This window comes from Ancylobacter oerskovii, from assembly GCF_018390555.1.
Taxonomy (GTDB): Bacteria; Pseudomonadota; Alphaproteobacteria; order Rhizobiales; family Xanthobacteraceae; genus Ancylobacter; species Ancylobacter oerskovii.
This window is the reverse complement of sequence record NZ_JAHBGB010000002.1, coordinates 726,604-744,052: the sequence shown is the minus strand read 5'-3', so window position 1 is coordinate 744,052 and position 17,449 is coordinate 726,604. Positions and strand designations below refer to the sequence as shown.

Below are 17,449 nucleotides of genomic sequence, written 5' to 3'. Positions count from 1 at the left end.
CCCGGTCGCTTCGTCTCTTCTAAGCCCTTGTGACCCGCACGATAAGCTGTGAAAATGCGGATCGTAAAACTGTAAAAATTTCACAAGGTCGATGCGCGAAGCGAGAGAGCCGGCCCTGCTCCCTCTCCCCAATGGGGAGAGGGCTGGGGTGAGGGGCCTTCCACACCCCTCAAATGGCGTCTCTCCGCACCGACCCGCTGCGCGGGCCACCTCTCCGTCGAAACCGGATGTTGCCAGTTTCGACCTTGCCGGAACCGACTTCGGCAGCAGCCGAGTTCGGGCGGGGAGAGGGAAGCTGGTCGGATGACGGCGTTCCCACGATCATCTCCGCGGAGGTATCATGTCCAAGAAGGTATTTGCCGGCCATGCGGTGCGCAATCTGCGCGAAAGGCTGGGCCTTACCCAGATGGACTTCGCGCGCCGCCTTTCGTTGTCGCCGAGCTATATCAACCAGATCGAGAGCAACCAGCGTCCGCTGACCGCCGCGGTGCTGCTCGCCATCGGCCGGACCTTCGATCTCGACATCACCCGCTTCGGCGCCGACGACCTCGACCGCATCGTCGCCGACCTGCGCGAGGCGCTGGCCGATCCGGTGTTCCGCGGCCTGGAGCCGAGCCTGCAGGACCTGAAGAACGCCACCACCCATGCCCCGGCCTTCGCCCATGCCTTCCTGCGCCTGCACGGGGCGATGCGGCGGATGGTGGAACGCCGCGCCGCGCTCGACGAGGTGGCGGTCGCCAGCGGCGAGGCGGATGGCGAGACGCGCAACCTCGCGCCCTATGACGAGGTGCGCGACCATTTCCATTATATCGACAACTACGTCGACGGCCTCGACCGGGCGGCGGAGGAGAAGAGCGCCGCGCTCGATCTCTTCGCTCGCCCCGATGCCGGCGCCGTGCTGGAGCGGCATCTGCGCGAGCGTCACGACATCGGCGTCGAGAGCGCGCCGCCGGATGCGGTCGAGGCGCCGCTGCTGCGCTTCGACCGTCACCGCCGGGTGGCGACATTGGCGCGGGGGCTGGATCCGGCCAGCCGGATCTTCCGCCTGGCCACCCTCGTCGCCCGTTTCGAGCAAAGCGAACTGATCGACCGGCACGTGGCGGAGGCGGGCTTTCGCAGCAGCGCCGCCCGCGAGGTCTGCCGCCTGTCCCTGCAGAACTATTATGCCGGCGCGCTCATCCTGCCCTATCGCCGCTTCGCGCGGCTGGCGCGCGAGAAGCGGCACGATCTCGACCTGCTCACCTCCATCACCGGCGCCAGCCTGGAACAGGTGTGCCACCGGCTCTCCACCTTGCAGCGGCCGGGCGAGAAAGGCGTGCCGTTCTATTTCCTGAAGGTGGATCGCGCCGGCAACGTCATCAAGCGGCACAGCGCCACCCGCTTCCAGTTCGCCCGCTATGGCGGCGCCTGCCCGGTGTGGAACGTGCACGAGGCCTTCGAGCAGCCCTCGCGGCCGCTGGCGCAACTGGGCGAGATGCCGGACGGGGTGCGCTATCTCTGCCTGGCGCGGGGAACGGTGAAGCCTGTCCAGCGCTTCGGCCAGCGCGAGCGGCGCTACGCGCTCGGCATCGGCTGCGAGCTCTCCTATGCGGGGGAGATCGTCTATGCCGACGGGCTGGACCTCAAGGCGGCGGCGGTGGCGCCGCTCGGCGTCAATTGCCGCATCTGCCCGCGCGCTTCCTGCCCGGACCGGGCCTTCCCGCCGCTCGACCGCGAGATCGTGCTCGATCCCGACCGGCGCGGCGTGGTGCCGTTCGAGGTGAAGGACGAGCTGCGCTTCTGAGCGCGCGGCCGGTCACATACCGCCGGTCATATGCGGCCGTTCACATGCGACTTGGCCGGGCGATCCAGACATAGCCCTCGCCATATTGCGTGGCGATGAAGCGCGGGGCCCTTGCCCGGTCGCCGAGCTTGGCGCGAAGGCGGTTGATGATGAAGTCGACGCTGCGGTCGGTGGAGTTCGCATCGATGCCGGCGATGGCGTCGAGCAACTGGCCACGGCTCATCACCCGCCGCGCATTGCTGGTCAGTGCCCTCAGCACGGCGCGCTCGGAACGGGTGAAGCGGATTTCGTCGCCCGGCCCGCGGGTGGCGAACAGGAACCCCTCGTCGAAGGTGACGCCGTCGAATGAGCGCCCCGTCATCGCGCCGTCCCCCTGCCCGCCCTGCCGGGAGTTCAAACACTACTGCAACAATTGGCGCGCAACGTTCCGGCCCAGCGGGCTGATCCCCGTGTCCAAAAGGCGAGGGGGCGCCATGCGGAGGTGGTGTGTGTTCGCGGGCTGGCTGGCGCTGTCGCTGGCGCTCGCGCAGGCGCCGCCGCGACCGGCACAGGCGGGGCCGCCCATGGAGGTCGATCTGGAGCTGCTGGCCACCGATGTCTCCACCTCGATGGATCGTGGGGAAAAGAAGCTCCAGCTTGCCGGCTTCGCGGCGGCGTTTCGCGACGCTGCCGTCATCGGCGCCATCCGCCAGGGACGCCGGGGGCGCATCGCCGTCACCTATGTGGAGTGGGGCGGGGAAAGGCGCGCGCAGATCGTCCTGCCCTGGACATTGATCGACGGTGCCGCGGCCTCCGTCGATTTCGCCGACCGCCTCGCCCGAGTCTCGCCCGGGCGTCTCACCTATGGCACCGCCATGGGCGATGCGCTCTGGTTCTGCGCCGACCTGTTCGGGCGGGGCGGCTATGCCGGCGAGCGGCGGGTGATCGACCTTTCCGGCGATGGGCTGAGCAATCGCGGCCGCGCACTCGCCCGGGTCCGCGCCGAGGTGGTGAGGCGCGGCATCACCATCAACGGCCTGCCGCTGGTCTACAAGGACGCGGTGGAGGACGAGACGACCTTCCCCCCCGATCAGCTCATCCGCTATTTCATCGAAGAGGTGATCGGCGGGGAGAATGCTTTTGTCGAGCCGGTGCGCTCGGCCGAGGCCTTTCCCGCCGCGGTCCGGCGGAAATTGATCCGCGAGATCGCGGGGGCGCCGAGGCCGGACCGGATGGCGGAGAGCCGGCCGTGACGTCGGCCGGCCCGTGAGCCCCGCTGTTCCGCGAGGCTCGATCGTCGGCGAGGCTCAGATATCCAGCGTGTTGTCGCGCTCCCACTGGGTGAGATGGCGCGAATAGGCGTTCCATTCCTCGTGCTTCAGCTTGAGGAAGCCCTCGACCACCGGCGCGCCGAGCGCGTTCTTCAGCACCGAGGACTTCTCCAGCGCCCGCAGCGCGTCGAGCAGGTTCAGCGGCAGCTTCTTGGCGCCGCGCACCTTGTGGCCGTCGGTGTACATGTTGATGTCGAGGCGCTTGCCGGGATCGCGCTGGTTCTGGATGCCGTCGAGGCCGGCCGCCAGCACCGCCGCCGGCGCCAGATACGGGTTCGCCGCGCCGTCCGGCAGCCGCAGCTCCAGCCGGCCCGCATCGGGGATGCGGATCATGTGGGTGCGGTTGTTGCCGGTATAGGTGACGGTGTTGGGCGCCCAGGTGGCGCCGGAGACGGTGCGCGGCGCGTTGATGCGCTTGTAGGAGTTCACCGTCGGGTTGGTGAAGGCGCACAGCGCGTCGGCCGAGTGGATCAGGCCGCCGATGAAGTTGTAGCAGAGGTCGGAGACGCCGAGCTCGCCGTCCTCGTCCTCGAACAGGTTGGTGTCGCCCGACCACAGCGAGGTGTGCATGTGGCAGCCCGAGCCGGTGAGGTCGATGAACGGCTTGGGCATGAAGGTGGCGCGCAGGCCATGCTTCTCGGCGATGGAGCGCGCCATGTATTTGAAGAAGACGTGGCGGTCGGCGGTGACGAGGGCGTCGTCGAAGTCCCAGTTCATCTCGAACTGGCCGTTGGCGTCCTCGTGGTCGTTCTGGTACGGCCCCCAGCCGAGAGTGAGCATGCCGTCGCAGATCTCCTTGATGACCTCATAGCGGCGCATCAGGGCGGACTGGTCGTAGCAGGGCTTGGTGGCGTCGTCGGAAGCGTCGGAGATCTTGGTGCCGTCCGGCGTGGTCAGGAAGAACTCGCACTCGACGCCGGTCTTCATCTGGTAGCCGATGGATTCGGCCCCCAGCATGGTGCTTTTCAGCACGTTGCGCGGCGCCTGCCTCACCAGTTCGTCGTTCATCACGAGGTCGGAGGCCAGCCAGCCGACTTCCGGCTTCCACGGCAGCTGGATCAGGCTGTCGGCATCCGGCACCGCGAACAGGTCGGCATCGGCCGGGCTCATGTCGAGCCAGGTGGCGAAGCCGGCGAAGCCCGCGCCGGCCTTCTGCATGCCGCCGATCGCCTGCGCCGGTACCAGCTTGGCGCGCAGGGCCCCGAACAGGTCGACATAGGAGATCAGGAAATACTTGATGCCGAGTTCCTTGGCGGCGTGGGCGAGATCGTTGGCCATGCTGTCGTCCTGTTCCCCTGCGACCCATTTAGGGCTCGTGTCGTGTAATCATCGTGGTGCAATTTACTTGCCGGCCTTCTTCAAGGGCGGCGTATGGGCGACCCTGCTCCCTCTCCCCGCGGGGAGAGGGTGGGGTGAGGGGGCAGCAACGCTTCCCGATGTGGTTCCCCCTCACCGACCCGCTTCGCGGGCCACCTCTCCCCACCGGGGAGAGGGAGGTAAAGTAAGCGGTCAGAAATTCCCGTTGCTGCCGGGGATCCAGTTGGTGCCGGCCAGCGGCACGTTGGCCATCGCCGCCGCCTCGATGGTCAGCGCGACGAGGTCTTCCGGCTCCAGATTGTGCACATGGCTCTTGCCGCAGGCGCGGGCGATGGTCTGGCACTCCAGCGTCAGCACCGCGAGATAGTTGGCGAGGCGGCGGCCGGCGGCGACCGGGTCGAGCCGCTTCATCAGCTCGGGATCCTGCGTGGTGATGCCGGCGGGGTCGCGGCCCTCGTGCCAGTCGTCATAGGCGCCGGCGGTGGTGCCGAGCTTCTCGTACTCGCCCTGCCAGTGCGGGTCGTTGTCGCCGAGCGCCACCAGTGCCGCGGTGCCTATCGCCACCGCGTCCGCCCCGAGCGCCAGCGCCTTGGCGACGTCGGCGCCGTTGCGGATGCCGCCAGAGACGATCAGCTGCACCTTGCGGTGCATGCCGAGATCCTGCAGCGCCTTCACCGCCTGCCGCACGGCGGCGAGGGTGGGGATGCCGACATGCTCGATGAAGATCTCCTGCGTCGCCGCCGTGCCGCCCTGCATGCCGTCGACGACCACCACGTCGGCGCCGGACTTCACGGCGAGCGCGGTGTCGTAATAGGGACGCGCCGCGCCGACCTTCACATAGATCGGCTTCTCCCAGTCGGTGATCTCGCGCAGTTCCTCGATCTTGATCTCGAGGTCGTCCGGGCCGGTCCAGTCCGGGTGGCGGCAGGCCGAACGCTGGTCGATGCCGACCGGCAAAGTGCGCATGCCGGCGACGCGCTCGGTGATCTTCTGGCCGAGCAGCATGCCGCCGCCGCCGGGCTTGGCGCCCTGGCCGACCACCACTTCGATGGCGTCGGCGCGCTTGAGATCGTCCGGGTTCATGCCGTAGCGCGAGGGCAGGTACTGGTAGACGAGCTGGGTCGAGTGCCCGCGCTCCTCATTGGTCATGCCGCCGTCGCCGGTGGTGGTCGAGGTGCCCATCGCCGAGGCGCCGCGTCCGAGCGCCTCCTTGGCGTTGGCGGAGAGCGAGCCGAAGCTCATGCCGGCGATGGTGATCGGGATCTTCAGCTCGATCGGCTTCCTGGCGAAGCGGGTGCCGAGCACCACCTCGGTCGAGCACTTCTCGCGATAGCCCTCGAGCGGGTAGCGCGACATCGAGGCGCCGAGGAACAGGAGGTCGTCGAAATGCGGCAGCTTGCGCTTCGCGCCGGCGCCGCGAATGTCGTAGATGCCGGTCGCCGCCGCGCGGCGGATCTCCGACAGCGTGTACTCGTCGAAGGTCGCCGAGGCGCGGGGCTTGGTGCGGGGCGTGTTGGTGAGATCGTTCATCGCGCTGTTTCCTCCGTCATGGCCGGGCATGTCCCGGCCATCCACGAATTCGCGGCCAAGGCGTGGATGCCCGCGCCGAGCGCGGGCATGACGTGATCCGATAGGGACTTGGATGAAGCCATTTCAGTAGCTCGACACGTTGTCGACGTGGAAATGGTAGAGCGTGCGGGCCGAGCCGTAGCGGCGGAACTCGCCGATATCGACCTCGCCGAGGATGCCGGCGGCCTTAAGCTTCTCGGCCAGCAGCGCCTTGTGCTCGTCGCGCATCTCCTTCTCGATGCAGTCGGCCCCGAGGCCGGCGACGGTGCCGCGCACGAACAGCCTGGCCTCGTAGAGGCTGTCGCCCAGCGCCTCGCCGGCGTCGCCGAGCACGACGAGCGAACCCGCCTGGCCCATGAAGGCCGAGAGGTGGCCGACCGAGCCCTTCACCACGATGTCGATGCCCTTCATCGAGATGCCGCAACGCGCCGAGGCGTTGCCGTCGATGACGAGGAGCCCGCCATGGGCGGTGGCGCCGGCCGACTGGCTGGCGTCGCCCTTCACATGGATGAAGCCCGACATCATGTTCTCGCCGACGCCGACACCGGCATTGCCGTTGATCACGACGCGGCCGCGCTTGTTCATGCCGGCGCAGTAATAGCCGACCGGCCCGTCGATCTCGATGTCGATGTCGGCGTCGAGGCCGGCGGCGATGGCGTGGCGGCCATTGGGATGCGCCACCTTCCAGAAGGTCTCGTTGCTGTCGGGCGCGAGGGCGTGCAGCGCGGCGTTCAGCTCGCGCACGCTCGAGGTGGAGAGGTCGACCAGCTTGGCGCCGTCGAGAACGGCCTGCGTCACGGAGAGGGTCATGCTGCGCGGTCCCAGAAATAAACCTTGGCCGGCTCCGGCTCGAAGACGCGAGCGTTCTCGATGCCCGGCAGGCCGGCGAGCGCGCGGTATTCCGAGCCGAAGGCGACATATTGATCGGTCTCGGCCATCACAGCCGGCTTGCAGGCGATCGGATCGCGCAGCACGCCGAAGCCGCTCTCGGTGCCGACCACGAAGGTGTAGAAGCCGTCGAGATCGCCGAGCGAATGCTCCAGCGCCTCGCCGAGCGTATCACCCTCGCGCATCCGGTAGGTGAGATAGGCGGCGGCGACTTCGCTGTCGTTCTCGGTCGTCAGCGTCAGCCCCTCGCGCTCCAGCCGGCGGCGCAGGCCGGCATGGTTCGACAGCGAGCCGTTATGCACCAGGCACTGGTCGGAGCCGGTGGAGAAGGGGTGGGCGCCATCCGTCGTCACCGCGCTCTCGGTCGCCATGCGGGTGTGGCCGATGGCGTGGGTGCCGCTCATCGTCTCCAGCTTGAAGCGCTTGGCGACGTCGGCGGGCAGGCCGATCTCCTTGTAGAGCTCCATGCGGGCGCCGGTGCTGATCACGTCGATGGCCGGGAACCGGCTCTTCAGCGCGGCGCGCACATCCGCCTCGGCAGCGGCCGGCACGGTGAGTACCGCATGGGTGTCGCGCGGCGTCACCTCATGGCCGAGCGCGGTGCCGATGGCGGCGAAGTCGGTGCCGGCCGGGCCGCGCAGGGTGAGCTTCACCGTGCCGTCCTTGCCGCTGCCATAGACGGCGAAGCCGGCCGAATCCGGCCCGCGGTCGCACATGATGTCGAGCATCTCGGCGAGCAATGCGCCAAGCTGCGGCTCCAGCTTCGGATCCTTGATGAAGAGGCCGACAATTCCGCACATGAGCGCGTCTCCCCGCTGCACTTGATGTCGGATCGACATGTACGGGCAAGCCGGCAGGTCGTCAATCTGTGCGGAATAAATTTTTCCTGTGAGGAAATAACAGGGCCTTCACCTTCCAGCCAACCCACACACCCTCATCCTGAGGTGCGAGCGCGGCGAGCCTCGAAGGAGGCTCGCTTTGGCGCACCCGGAGACCATCCTTCGAGGCCCGGCTGGCGCCGGGCACCTCAGGATGAGGGGGACTGGGAGGAAAGCGAGAACTGCGTCACCCCTCAGAGCGGATCGCGCGGGTAGATGATGATCGACAGATAGGTCATCGGCCGCACCAGCAGCTCTTCCGGGCCGTGGGTGGCGGCGCTGTCGAACATCAGCGAATCGCCGGGCCGCAGGTGGTAGGTGCGGTCGCCGTGGCGGTAGACGACCTCGCCGCTGAGCATGTGGAGGAACTCCACCCCGGCATGGCGGAAGCCGGTATAGGGCACCGCTTCCTCGCTCAGCGTGATGAGATAGGGCTCCACCGCCACCTCGCCGCCCAGCGCATGGCCGAGCAGCTCGTATTGGTGCCCCACCTTGGTGCCCCGCCGCTCGATATGCACGCCCTGTCCGGCCGGCACGAAGGAGCAGTCGCGCTTCTCCTCGAATCCGGCGAACAGGTTGGAGATCGGCACGTTCAGCACGGTTGAGATCGCCTGCAGGGTGCCAAGCGAGGGGGAAATCAGCCCGTTCTCGATCTTGGACAGCATGCCGACCGAGATGCCGGCGGCGCTGGCGAGATCGGAGACCGTGAGGTCGAGCTCGCGGCGGATGGCGCGCACCTGCAGGCCGAGCGCCTGTTCCAGCGTGCGCTCATTGGTGGCCGGCGCCCCCGAGCCGGTGCGCAGCTCGTCCGCGCCGGTCGCTTCCGCCGCGTCGGCCGTCTTCGCGCCGCCCTCAGCCTGCCGCCGCTGTCCTGCCAAGGCACCTCTCCCTCATGCTGGTGGGTGCCGTTTTAGCCGGGAAATGCCCGGGCGGGAACGCGGAACGTCATACCGGCTTGGCATTCATCGTGCATTTGGCGCAGATGGGCCATGAGGAGCGACGCCGGGCATGCATGACTATGAGATGATCGTCATCGGCAGCGGTCCTTCCGGGCGCCGCGCCGCGGTGCAGGCCGCCAAGCTCGGCAAGTCGGTGCTGGTGGTGGAGAAAGGCCGCCGGGTGGGCGGCGTCTCCGTGCATACCGGCACCATCCCCTCCAAGACGCTGCGCGAGACCGTGCTCAACCTGTCGGGCTGGCGCGAGCGCGGTTTCTATGGCCGCTCCTACCGGGTGAAGCAGGATATCGGCGCGCCCGACCTGATGGCGCGGCTGCACAAGACGCTCGACCACGAGGTGGAGGTGCTCGAGCATCAGTTCAGCCGCAACGGCGTCAGGACCGCCCGCGGCGAGGCCCGCTTCGTGTCGCCGCACGACGTCGAGATCACCGGCGAGACCGGCGAGCACACCACGGTCTCCGGCGCGCATATCCTCGTCGCGGTCGGCACCCGGCCGTTCCGGCCGGACTATGTGCCGTTCAACGGCACCAGCGTCTTCGACAGCGACGAGATCGTCGAATTGCCGCGCCTGCCGCGCAGCCTGGCGGTGATCGGCGCCGGGGTGATCGGCGTCGAATACGCCACCATCTTCAGCGCGCTCGACGTGCAGGTGACGCTGATCGAGCCGCGCTCCAGCTTCCTCGATTTCATCGACAAGGAACTGATCGAGGAGTTCACCCACGAACTGCGCGACCGCAACGTCTCGCTGCGCCTCGGCTCCAAGGTTGCCGCCATCGAGCTCGGCCATGACGGGCACCCGATCTGCCGGCTTTCCGACGGCCGCACGGTGTCGAGCGAGATGCTGCTCTTCGCCGCCGGCCGCGTCGGCGCCACCGACACGCTCAATCTCGGCGCGGCGGGGCTGGAGGTCGACCATCGCGGCCGGCTCCAGGTCGATCCGAAGACGCTGCAGACCTCGGTGCCGCACATCTATGCCGCCGGCGACGTCATCGGCTTTCCCAGCCTCGCCTCCACCTCGATGGAGCAGGGGCGCGTCGCCGCCTGCCACGCCTTCGGGCTGGCGCCGCCGCCGCCGCCGGAATTCTTCCCCTACGGCATCTATTCCGTGCCGGAGATGTCCACCGTCGGCATGAGCGAGGAGGAGGTGCGCAAGCGCGAGATCCCCTATGAATGCGGCATCGCCCGCTTCCGCGAGACCTCGCGCGGCCACATCATGGGGCTGAACACCGGCATGATGAAGATGATCTTCTCGGTGAAGACCCGCCGGCTGCTCGGCGTGCACATTGTCGGCGAGGGCGCCACCGAGCTGATCCATATCGGCCAGGCGGTGCTCAACCTGAAGGGCACCATCGACTATTTCATCGAGAACACCTTCAACTACCCGACGCTCGCCGAGGCCTACAAGATCGCCGGCCTCGATGCCTGGAACCGCCTGTCGCGGGGGTGAGGGGGAATGTCAGCTTAGGGAGTTGAGGTTGCATTGGCCAATAAATCGAATACCTTCATTTTCAAAGAGTGGAAACTTTCGTGTCTATTTATCTGTGAGACGGTGATGTGGATGGGTCTGATACAGCTTGCTCAAGCAGACGTTTAAACTGCAGCATCATCCTGATTTCAGCTTCTTGCCGATGCTGCTGCTCGCTCCAATATGACCTAGTGTTGAATAGGCCGCTGGAACTACCCGAAAACCATGCGTCGCGAGCAAGAAAATTCGATCCTTCTTGATCGCCTAGCATCGCGAGCACGAGATCGTCTCCGTACGTCTGTCTGGAGAGATAGCGGCGAAACGAGAACGCGCACGCGTCAGCCAGCTGAAGAATCGGCGCTCCGCTCTTGTCCACAAAATGCGGAACGTCGACAATATGTCTGATCGCATATGTGTGGGCTGCTGCTTTTATACCGAGTTCCTTCTGCCAAGGCTCGGCGAGAAGATGTTCTTCCGTCATTTCGATGGGGTGGTCGCGGAACATAAAGCCGGAATTTGTGAGTATTTCTCTTGCTTCCGGTAGATCTTCTGCCACAACTTTGCCGGTTTCTAATCCGGATAAATACTTATGTATGAACCAATCTGTCCGCTCCATGCATCTTTGAAATGCGGACAAATGTTCGAATCGATGCATCGGTATGGGGATCTTCTTTCCGGTTTTTGTCTCGATTTCTGAGGCGCGCTTATCATGGATGCCATTAAATGTAATTCCAAGTGCGATGGGAATGTTGTGTTGCCGAGGTATGGATAAAAACTGTTTGAAAAACTCCATACGCTCTTGGATTGGCCAGGAATTTCGATTGATATTTTTACCGCCATTGAATATTTCTTTTCCGTGAAAAATAAATCCCTTCTGGAATTCAGTAGGGACATTTGCGTTAATCAGCTCCTTGATGGCAGCATCGACAGTTGCCCATTGCTTGTCGGCTTCGACTATCACGGCGGCAACTACACGCACGGGTTCTGCCGGGGCGGTTCCTGCCTCGTCCGCGTAAATTAACCGCATCGTCAACCTCACCAAAATTTATCACGATTCCCTTTGGTAGCTACGTAGGCTATTCTCAACCGCAGTGGCCTACAACGATATGCGGCAGACTCCTGAGTGACGCTGCTGTGCCAACAGGCGATGAAACATCCACGAAAGAAAATGTCGCCGGCCTGCCTTATGCGACCATAGAATTATCCAGCCATGCGCTGAGCGCGGTTCAATATGTCGCAGGCCCGGTATATGACGAGCGCTAATCGCGCGGGCGCCGGCCGGAGACGGTCGCGCCCGTTCTCGTCAAGCGCGCGCCCCAGGATCCCATGAGAATCCCTAGCGCGCCGCCGCCTACGGAGCCTTTTCGACAATGTCCCTTGCAGCCACCGCGGAGCGGGCGGAACCCGCCGTCGCCAATCCGCGTTCCCGCGTCATTCTCGCCAGCCTGATCGGCACCACGATCGAGTTCTACGATTTCTACGTCTACGCCACCGCGGCGGTGCTGGTGTTCCCGCATCTGTTCTTCCCGGCCGGCGACGACACCGTGGCGCTGCTCGCCTCGCTGGCGGTATTCGGCGCGGCGATGGTGGCGCGCCCGCTCGGCGCCATCTTCTTCGGCCATCTCGGCGACAAGCGCGGCCGCAAGGCGACGCTGGTCGGCGCGCTGCTCACCATGGGCATCGCCACCTTCCTGATCGGCGCGCTGCCGACCTATGAGATGGCCGGCTGGCTCGCCCCGGCGCTACTGGTCATCATGCGTCTGGCGCAGGGCTTCGCGCTCGGCGGCGAGTGGAGCGGCGCGGCGCTGGTCGCCACCGAGAACGCGCCCAAGGGCAAGCGGGCGGTGTACGGCACCTTTCCGCAGCTCGGCGCGCCGATCGGCTTCATCGTCGCCAACGGCCTGTTCCTGATCATCGCCGCGGTGCTGCCCTCCGACGATCCCTCGCGTCCCTCGCAGGCCTTCCTGGAATGGGGCTGGCGCATCCCGTTCCTGTTCTCCATCGTCATGGTGATCGTCGGGCTGTGGGTGCGGCTCAACCTCGTCGAGAGCGCGGCCTTCGAGAAGACGGTGCAGAAGGGCAAGGTCACCCGCGTGCCGCTGGCCGCCGCCTTCCAGAACCACTTCAAGGCGATCGTGCTCGGCACCTTCTACATGCTGGCGACCTATGTGCTCTTCTACCTGATGACCACCTTCTCGCTCAGCTATGGCCGCGCCGCCCCGGGCGCCGCGGTGCCCGGCCTCGGCTACGACTACCGCACCTTCGTGCTGATGATGATCGGCGGCGTGGTGTTCTTCGGCATCTTCACCCTGCTGTCCGGCCCGTGGGCCGACCGCTGGGGCCGTCGCCGCACGCTGATCTGGATCACGCTCGGCATCATCGCCTTCGGCTTCGTCTGGGTGCCGATGCTGGCCGCCGGCCCGCTGGGCGTGATGGCGTGGCTGATCCTCGGCTTCACGCTGATGGGCATGACCTTCGGCCCGATGGGGGCGCTGCTGCCGGAGCTGTTCCCGGCCAATGTGCGCTACACCGGCTCGGGCATCGCCTACAACGTGTCTTCGATCCTCGGCGCGGCGGTGGCGCCGTTCATCGCGGTGGCGCTGTGGCGCTATGGCAATGGCTCGCCGTTCTGGGTCGGCGTCTACCTGTCCTCCATGGCCTTCATCACGCTGGTGGCGCTGCTGCTCGGCCCGGAGACCAAGGACGTCGACATCGAGCACTGAGCCACCCGGCTGTGCCTTGCGAACGCCCGCGACGGGGGACCGTCGCGGGCGTTTTGCGTTGCGCGCTCATGTGCTGACCGATGGGTGCTAACACTTCCCAAACCGCGGACGGCGTAAGACACCGGGCAGGACAAGACGCTGGTGACACCGGCGCGGGGGAGGGCGACATGAGCGATAGAGCACGGGTGACGCGCCGCGGCGTGCTGGCCGGCGGCGCGGCGGCCGCCACCGCGCTGGGGATCGGGCCGCTTCTCGGTCAGGAAGCCTCCTCGCCCATCCCCGCCGCACCCGCCATCGTGCCGGATCGCTGGGATCGGCTCGCCCGCATCGCCGGCGACGACCTGCTGCGCCCGTCGAGCCCGCAATTCGCCGCCGAGGCGCTGCCGAACAATCTGCGCTTCGAGCAGGTCCGGCCGGAGGCCATCGTGCCGTGCCGGTCGCCGCGGATGATCGCCGAGGTGCTGGCCTGGTGCCAGGAGCACGAGATGCCGTTCGCCCTTCGCGGCGGCGGCCATTCCTATGCCGGCTTCTCCACCAGCCGCGGCGTCGTCCTCGACATGACACCGATGGACGCCATCGCCTATGACGCGGCGAGCGGGCGGGTGCGGGTCGCCGCCGGCGCGCTCAATGCGCAGGTCTACGAGGCGCTGCGCGGCGCCGGGCGCATGATCACCCATGGCCGCTGCCCGACCGTCGGCGCCGCCGGCTTCCTGCTCGGCGGCGGCATCGGCTTCAACATGCGCCGCTTCGGTGTCGGCGCCGACCGGCTGGTCGCCTCCGAGATCGTCACCGCCGATGGCCGCGTGCGGGCGCTGTCGCAGACGGACGAGCCCGACCTGTTCTGGGCGATCCGTGGCGGCGGCGGCGGCAATTTCGGCGTCAGCACCTCGTTCACGCTGGAAACCCAGCCGGTCGATACGCGGCTGACGGTGGCGCGCCTCGTCTGGCGCGACAAGACGCTGGAGGCGGCGAAGGCGCTGTTCGCCTGCACGGATGCCGGCCCGCGCGTGCTCGGCTCGCGCATCGCGCTCGGCGGCGTCACCCCGGCGCTGGCGGCGAAGGGGCGGCAGGTGCCGCTCACCCTGTTGGCGCAATATGCCGGGCCGCGCGAGGAATTCCTCGCCTTGCTGGCGCCGGTGCTGGCCGTGGCAGCGCCGGATTTCACCGATATGCGCGAGCTCGCCTATTGGGAGGGCCAGCATTTCCTCCTGGAGCCCGGCGAGCCCGGTTGGTACCGCGAGCGCTCCGCCTTTCTCGCGAACGCGCCGTCGGAGGCCTTCCTCGAAACCGCCGTCGAGCATCTGCGGCAATGGCCGGGTACCGGCGCGCAGGCCAGCCTGTTCTTCTTCCAGACCGGCGGGCAGGTGAACGAGACGCCGCCGGAAGCCACCGCCTTCGTGCATCGCGACAGCCGCTGGCTGGGCGTGGTCGGCGCGGTGTGGAATGCCGAGGATGTGGCACGGCCGGAGGTCGTGCGCGCCGCCAAGGCGTGGCAGGACGCGCTCTATGGCGTGGTGAACCGCTTCGGCGGCGCGGGCGCGTTCCAGAATTTCCCGGATGCCTCGCTCACCGATTGGCGCGCCCGCTATTACGGCGCCAATCTCGCGCGGCTGGAGCGGATCAAGGCGGCGGTGGACCCGACCAACCTGTTCAGCTTCCCGCAGTCGATCTGAACGGGGAGCGTCGGCCGCCGGTCAGCCGGCCGCCACCTGTCGCCGCGCGGCCGTGAGGGTGTTCTGCAGCAGGCAGGCGATGGTCATCGGCCCGACGCCGCCCGGCACCGGGGTGATCAGCCCGGCAATGCCCTGCGCCTCGTCGAAGGCGACATCTCCCACCAGTCGCGTGCCGCCGCCCGGCTTTTCCACCCGGTTGATGCCGACATCGATCACCGTGGCGCCCGGCTTGATCCAGTCGCCGCGGATCATCTCCGGCCGCCCGACCGCGCCGATCAGGATGTCGGCGCGCCGGCACTCCTCCGACAGGTCGCGGGTGCGGGAATGCGCGATGGTGACGGTGCAGTCCTCGCGCAGCAGCAGTTGCGCCACCGGCTTGCCGACGATGTTGGACCGGCCGACCACCACGGCGCGCAGCCCGGCGAGGCTGCCGAGATGGTGCTTCAGCAGCATCACGCAGCCGAGCGGCGTGCAGGGCACCAGCGCCTCCGCGCCGACCGCGAGGCGGCCGACATTCACCACATGGAAGCCGTCGACATCCTTGGCCGGGTCGATGGTGGCGAGCACCTTCTGCGCGTCGATATGGCCCGGCAGCGGCAGCTGCACGAGGATGCCATGCACCGCCGGATCGACGTTCAGCGCCTCCACCAGCGCCAGCACCTCGGTTTCGGAGGCGGTGGCCGGCAATTTGTGCTCGATCGAGGCCATGCCGGCCTCCAGCGTCTGCTTGCCCTTGTTGCGGACATAGACCGCGCTGGCCGGGTCCTCGCCCACCAGCACCACGGCGAGGCCCGGCGTGACGCCGGTCGATGCCTTGAAATCCGCGACCTCGCCGGCGATCCGCCGGCGCAGGTCCTCGGCAAAGCCCTTGCCGTCGATGAGGCGGGTCTCGACCATGCTCTTCCCCCGAACGTTCAACTCAAACCCCGAATCGACCGGCACGCCCTCATCCTGAGGTGCCCGGCGTCGCCGGGCCTCGAAGGATGCCCGTTCCCGGCCGGCATGCCGGCGGGCCATCCTTCGAAGCTCGCACTCGCTCGCACTTCAGGATGAAGGCCCCGGCAAGACGATTGCCTTGCCCGCCCGGCACGCGGACGTCAATCGCGGAACACCACGGTCTTGTGGCCATTGGTGAGTACCCGGTCGTCGAGATGCCAGGCAAGCGCGCGGGCGAGCACGCGGCGCTCGATGTCGCGGCCCTTGCGCACCAGCGCCTCGGCGCTGTCCTGGTGGGTGATGCGCTCGACGTCCTGCTCGATGATCGGGCCCTCGTCGAGGTCGGAGGTGACGTAATGCGCGGTGGCGCCGATCAGCTTCACGCCGCGCGCATGCGCCTGGTGATAGGGCTTGGCGCCCTTGAAGCCGGGCAGGAACGAATGGTGGATGTTGATGCAGCGCCCCGACAGCTTGGCCGACAGCCCGTCGGACAGCACCTGCATGTAGCGGGCGAGCACCGCGACCTCGGAGCCGGTCTTCTGGAACAGCTCCCAGAGCTGGGCCTCCTGCTCCATCTTGGTCGATTTGGTGATCGGCAGGTAGTGGAACGGGATGCCGTCGAAATCGAGATGGGCGTAGGTCTCGCGCGGATAGTTGGCGGCGATGGCGGTGATCTCCATCGGGATCTCGCCGATGCGCCAGCGATAGAGCAGGTCGGCGAGGCAGTGGTCGAACTTCGATACCAGCAGCATCACCTTGCGCTTCTGCGAGCGGGCGCGCAGCCGCCAGTCGAGCTTGAACGCCTCGGCCACCGTGGCAAAACCGGCCTTCAAGCTCTCCAGCGTTTCCTCGCCCGACACCCGCTCGAAGGAGACGCGCATGAAGAAGCGGCCGCTCTCGGTGTCGTCGAATTGCTGCGCCTCGAGGATGTTGCAGCCATGCTCGAACAGGAAGTTGGCGACGCCGGCGACGATGCCGGGGCGGTCCGGGCAGGAAAGGGTGAGGATGTAGCTGTCGGCGGCGGTCGTGTCGGCGGTGATCGTGTCGGTCATGGCGGGTCTCGTCGGGGCGCCTTGCTGCGTCCGCCGGCGCGCGCGGGCGGAAACCCTCGGGCGGCTCGGGCGGATCAGGTTCGGCGCGGGTTTTAGGGGAGATGCGGCGTCGAGGGAAGCGCGCTCCGCGCCGCTCTCAACCTCGATGGACGAGTTCCAGCCCATATTCGGCGCCGGAGGCGACGAGGAAGCGGGCAAAGGCCACGCGGTAGCTGCGCGCCACCAGGAAGACGAAACGGTCCTCGCCCGGTTCGCGCCAGAAGCTGACATTGACATGCGCGACATTGGTGGTCGCCGCCGCCCCGGGCGGGAAGGCCGCCGGATCGAGATCGAGGCTCACGCCCTTGGCGAGCAGGTCGCGGGCGTGCGGGCCGTCGATCTCCACGCCGACATAGGCGTCGGTCTGCTCGGTGATCGCCGCGTGGGGGGCCAGCGGCGCGAGGCGGGCGGCAAGGTCGCCCTCGGTGCCGGCGAGCAGCAGCCAGCGGCCGGGGGCGGTGCCGATGGCGGAGAGGCCGTCGGCGCGTGAAAGGCGCGGGGCATCGGCCAGGTCCAGCCCCAGCTCCACCCGCGCCGCCGCGGCCAGCGCGATGCCGCCGCCGCGCCGGGCGGCGAGGGTGGCGAGCGCCGGCGGGTCGAAGAGGCGGGCGGTGACGCCATGCGTGCCGGCCGGGCCGTAAGGACCGTCCGCCGGCATCTGCGTGACCGGGAGAATGTCGAGCGCGGCGGTCATTGCATGCGTCTCCAGGCGAGCGGTAGCAAAGAGGGTGCTCTGTCCTTGGGCGAGAGGTCTGGCGTGGACCGAAAGATCGCCAGGCTCCCTCTCCCCGAGGGGGAGAGGGGTGGGGTGAGGGGTCTTCCTCGCCTCCCAATGCCGTCGCCCCTCACCGACCCGCTTC

The 17,449-nt window shown here is 67.3% G+C and carries 15 protein-coding genes; 5 read left to right on the top strand and 10 right to left on the bottom strand.

Features of this window, described 5'->3' with window-relative positions; genetic code table 11:
* Nucleotides 1-337: 337 nt before the first annotated feature.
* Nucleotides 338-1,783, top strand: coding sequence for a helix-turn-helix domain-containing protein (locus KHC19_RS03710; RefSeq protein WP_213351034.1), 1,446 nt, complete (start codon nucleotides 338-340; stop codon nucleotides 1,781-1,783).
* 40 nt (nucleotides 1,784-1,823) lie between these two features.
* Here KHC19_RS03710 and KHC19_RS03705 read toward each other — a convergent pair whose 3' ends face one another.
* On the bottom strand, nucleotides 1,824-2,144 hold the full coding sequence (locus tag KHC19_RS03705) for a winged helix-turn-helix domain-containing protein (protein ID WP_213350661.1): 321 nt from the start codon (nucleotides 2,142-2,144) through the stop codon (nucleotides 1,824-1,826).
* Between the two features lie 127 nt (nucleotides 2,145-2,271).
* Between KHC19_RS03705 and KHC19_RS03700 the strand changes: the two genes are divergently transcribed.
* Nucleotides 2,272-3,015, top strand: a complete 744-nt coding sequence (locus KHC19_RS03700; RefSeq protein WP_213350659.1) for a DUF1194 domain-containing protein — start codon at nucleotides 2,272-2,274, stop codon at nucleotides 3,013-3,015.
* A gap of 54 nt (nucleotides 3,016-3,069) precedes the next feature.
* Here the strand turns inward: KHC19_RS03700 and glnT are convergent, their stop codons facing one another.
* The 5 genes from glnT to KHC19_RS03675 form a co-directional block, all read right to left on the bottom strand.
* Complete coding sequence (gene glnT / locus KHC19_RS03695; protein WP_213350657.1) at nucleotides 3,070-4,371, bottom strand: type III glutamate--ammonia ligase; 1,302 nt, start codon at nucleotides 4,369-4,371, stop codon at nucleotides 3,070-3,072.
* Nucleotides 4,372-4,602: 231 nt separating this feature from the next.
* A complete protein-coding gene (locus tag KHC19_RS03690) occupies nucleotides 4,603-5,940 on the bottom strand; it encodes an FMN-binding glutamate synthase family protein (protein WP_213350655.1) in 1,338 nt (445 codons plus the stop codon).
* A gap of 123 nt (nucleotides 5,941-6,063) precedes the next feature.
* Nucleotides 6,064-6,789, bottom strand: coding sequence for a GltB/FmdC/FwdC-like GXGXG domain-containing protein (locus tag KHC19_RS03685; RefSeq protein WP_213350654.1), 726 nt, complete (start codon nucleotides 6,787-6,789; stop codon nucleotides 6,064-6,066).
* Nucleotides 6,786-7,667 (bottom strand): class II glutamine amidotransferase, encoded by an 882-nt coding sequence (locus tag KHC19_RS03680; RefSeq protein ID WP_213350652.1) that lies wholly within the window; start codon nucleotides 7,665-7,667, stop codon nucleotides 6,786-6,788. Before KHC19_RS03680 ends, KHC19_RS03685 begins: the two co-directional genes overlap by 4 nt.
* Nucleotides 7,668-7,939: 272 nt before the next feature.
* A complete protein-coding gene (locus tag KHC19_RS03675) occupies nucleotides 7,940-8,548 on the bottom strand; it encodes a helix-turn-helix domain-containing protein (RefSeq protein ID WP_246548228.1) in 609 nt (202 codons plus the stop codon).
* Between the two features lie 205 nt (nucleotides 8,549-8,753).
* Between KHC19_RS03675 and sthA the strand changes: the two genes are divergently transcribed.
* Nucleotides 8,754-10,148: a Si-specific NAD(P)(+) transhydrogenase gene (sthA, locus tag KHC19_RS03670; protein ID WP_213350649.1), complete on the top strand. Its 1,395-nt coding sequence runs from the start codon at nucleotides 8,754-8,756 to the stop codon at nucleotides 10,146-10,148.
* Between the two features lie 88 nt (nucleotides 10,149-10,236).
* On the opposite strand, the gene KHC19_RS03665 is transcribed toward sthA, so the two are convergent.
* Complete coding sequence (locus KHC19_RS03665) at nucleotides 10,237-11,193, bottom strand: DUF3800 domain-containing protein (protein ID WP_213350648.1); 957 nt, start codon at nucleotides 11,191-11,193, stop codon at nucleotides 10,237-10,239.
* Between the two features lie 343 nt (nucleotides 11,194-11,536).
* Here KHC19_RS03665 and KHC19_RS03660 point away from each other — a divergent pair, with 343 nt between their 5' ends.
* Nucleotides 11,537-12,889 (top strand): MFS transporter, encoded by a 1,353-nt coding sequence (locus tag KHC19_RS03660; RefSeq protein ID WP_213350647.1) that lies wholly within the window; start codon nucleotides 11,537-11,539, stop codon nucleotides 12,887-12,889.
* A gap of 167 nt (nucleotides 12,890-13,056) precedes the next feature.
* Nucleotides 13,057-14,562 carry an FAD-binding oxidoreductase gene (locus KHC19_RS03655; RefSeq protein WP_213350646.1) on the top strand — a complete coding sequence of 502 codons (1,506 nt, stop codon included), beginning with the start codon at nucleotides 13,057-13,059 and terminating at the stop codon, nucleotides 14,560-14,562.
* Nucleotides 14,563-14,583: 21 nt separating this feature from the next.
* On the opposite strand, the gene folD is transcribed toward KHC19_RS03655, so the two are convergent.
* From folD to KHC19_RS03640, 3 genes are all read right to left on the bottom strand, one after another.
* Nucleotides 14,584-15,459: a bifunctional methylenetetrahydrofolate dehydrogenase/methenyltetrahydrofolate cyclohydrolase FolD gene (folD, locus tag KHC19_RS03650; protein ID WP_213350645.1), complete on the bottom strand. Its 876-nt coding sequence runs from the start codon at nucleotides 15,457-15,459 to the stop codon at nucleotides 14,584-14,586.
* A 200-nt stretch (nucleotides 15,460-15,659) separates the two neighbouring features.
* A complete protein-coding gene (gene purU, locus KHC19_RS03645) occupies nucleotides 15,660-16,550 on the bottom strand; it encodes a formyltetrahydrofolate deformylase (RefSeq protein ID WP_213350643.1) in 891 nt (296 codons plus the stop codon).
* Between the two features lie 136 nt (nucleotides 16,551-16,686).
* Nucleotides 16,687-17,283, bottom strand: coding sequence for a sarcosine oxidase subunit gamma (locus tag KHC19_RS03640; RefSeq protein WP_213350641.1), 597 nt, complete (start codon nucleotides 17,281-17,283; stop codon nucleotides 16,687-16,689).
* Nucleotides 17,284-17,449 lie beyond the last annotated feature (166 nt).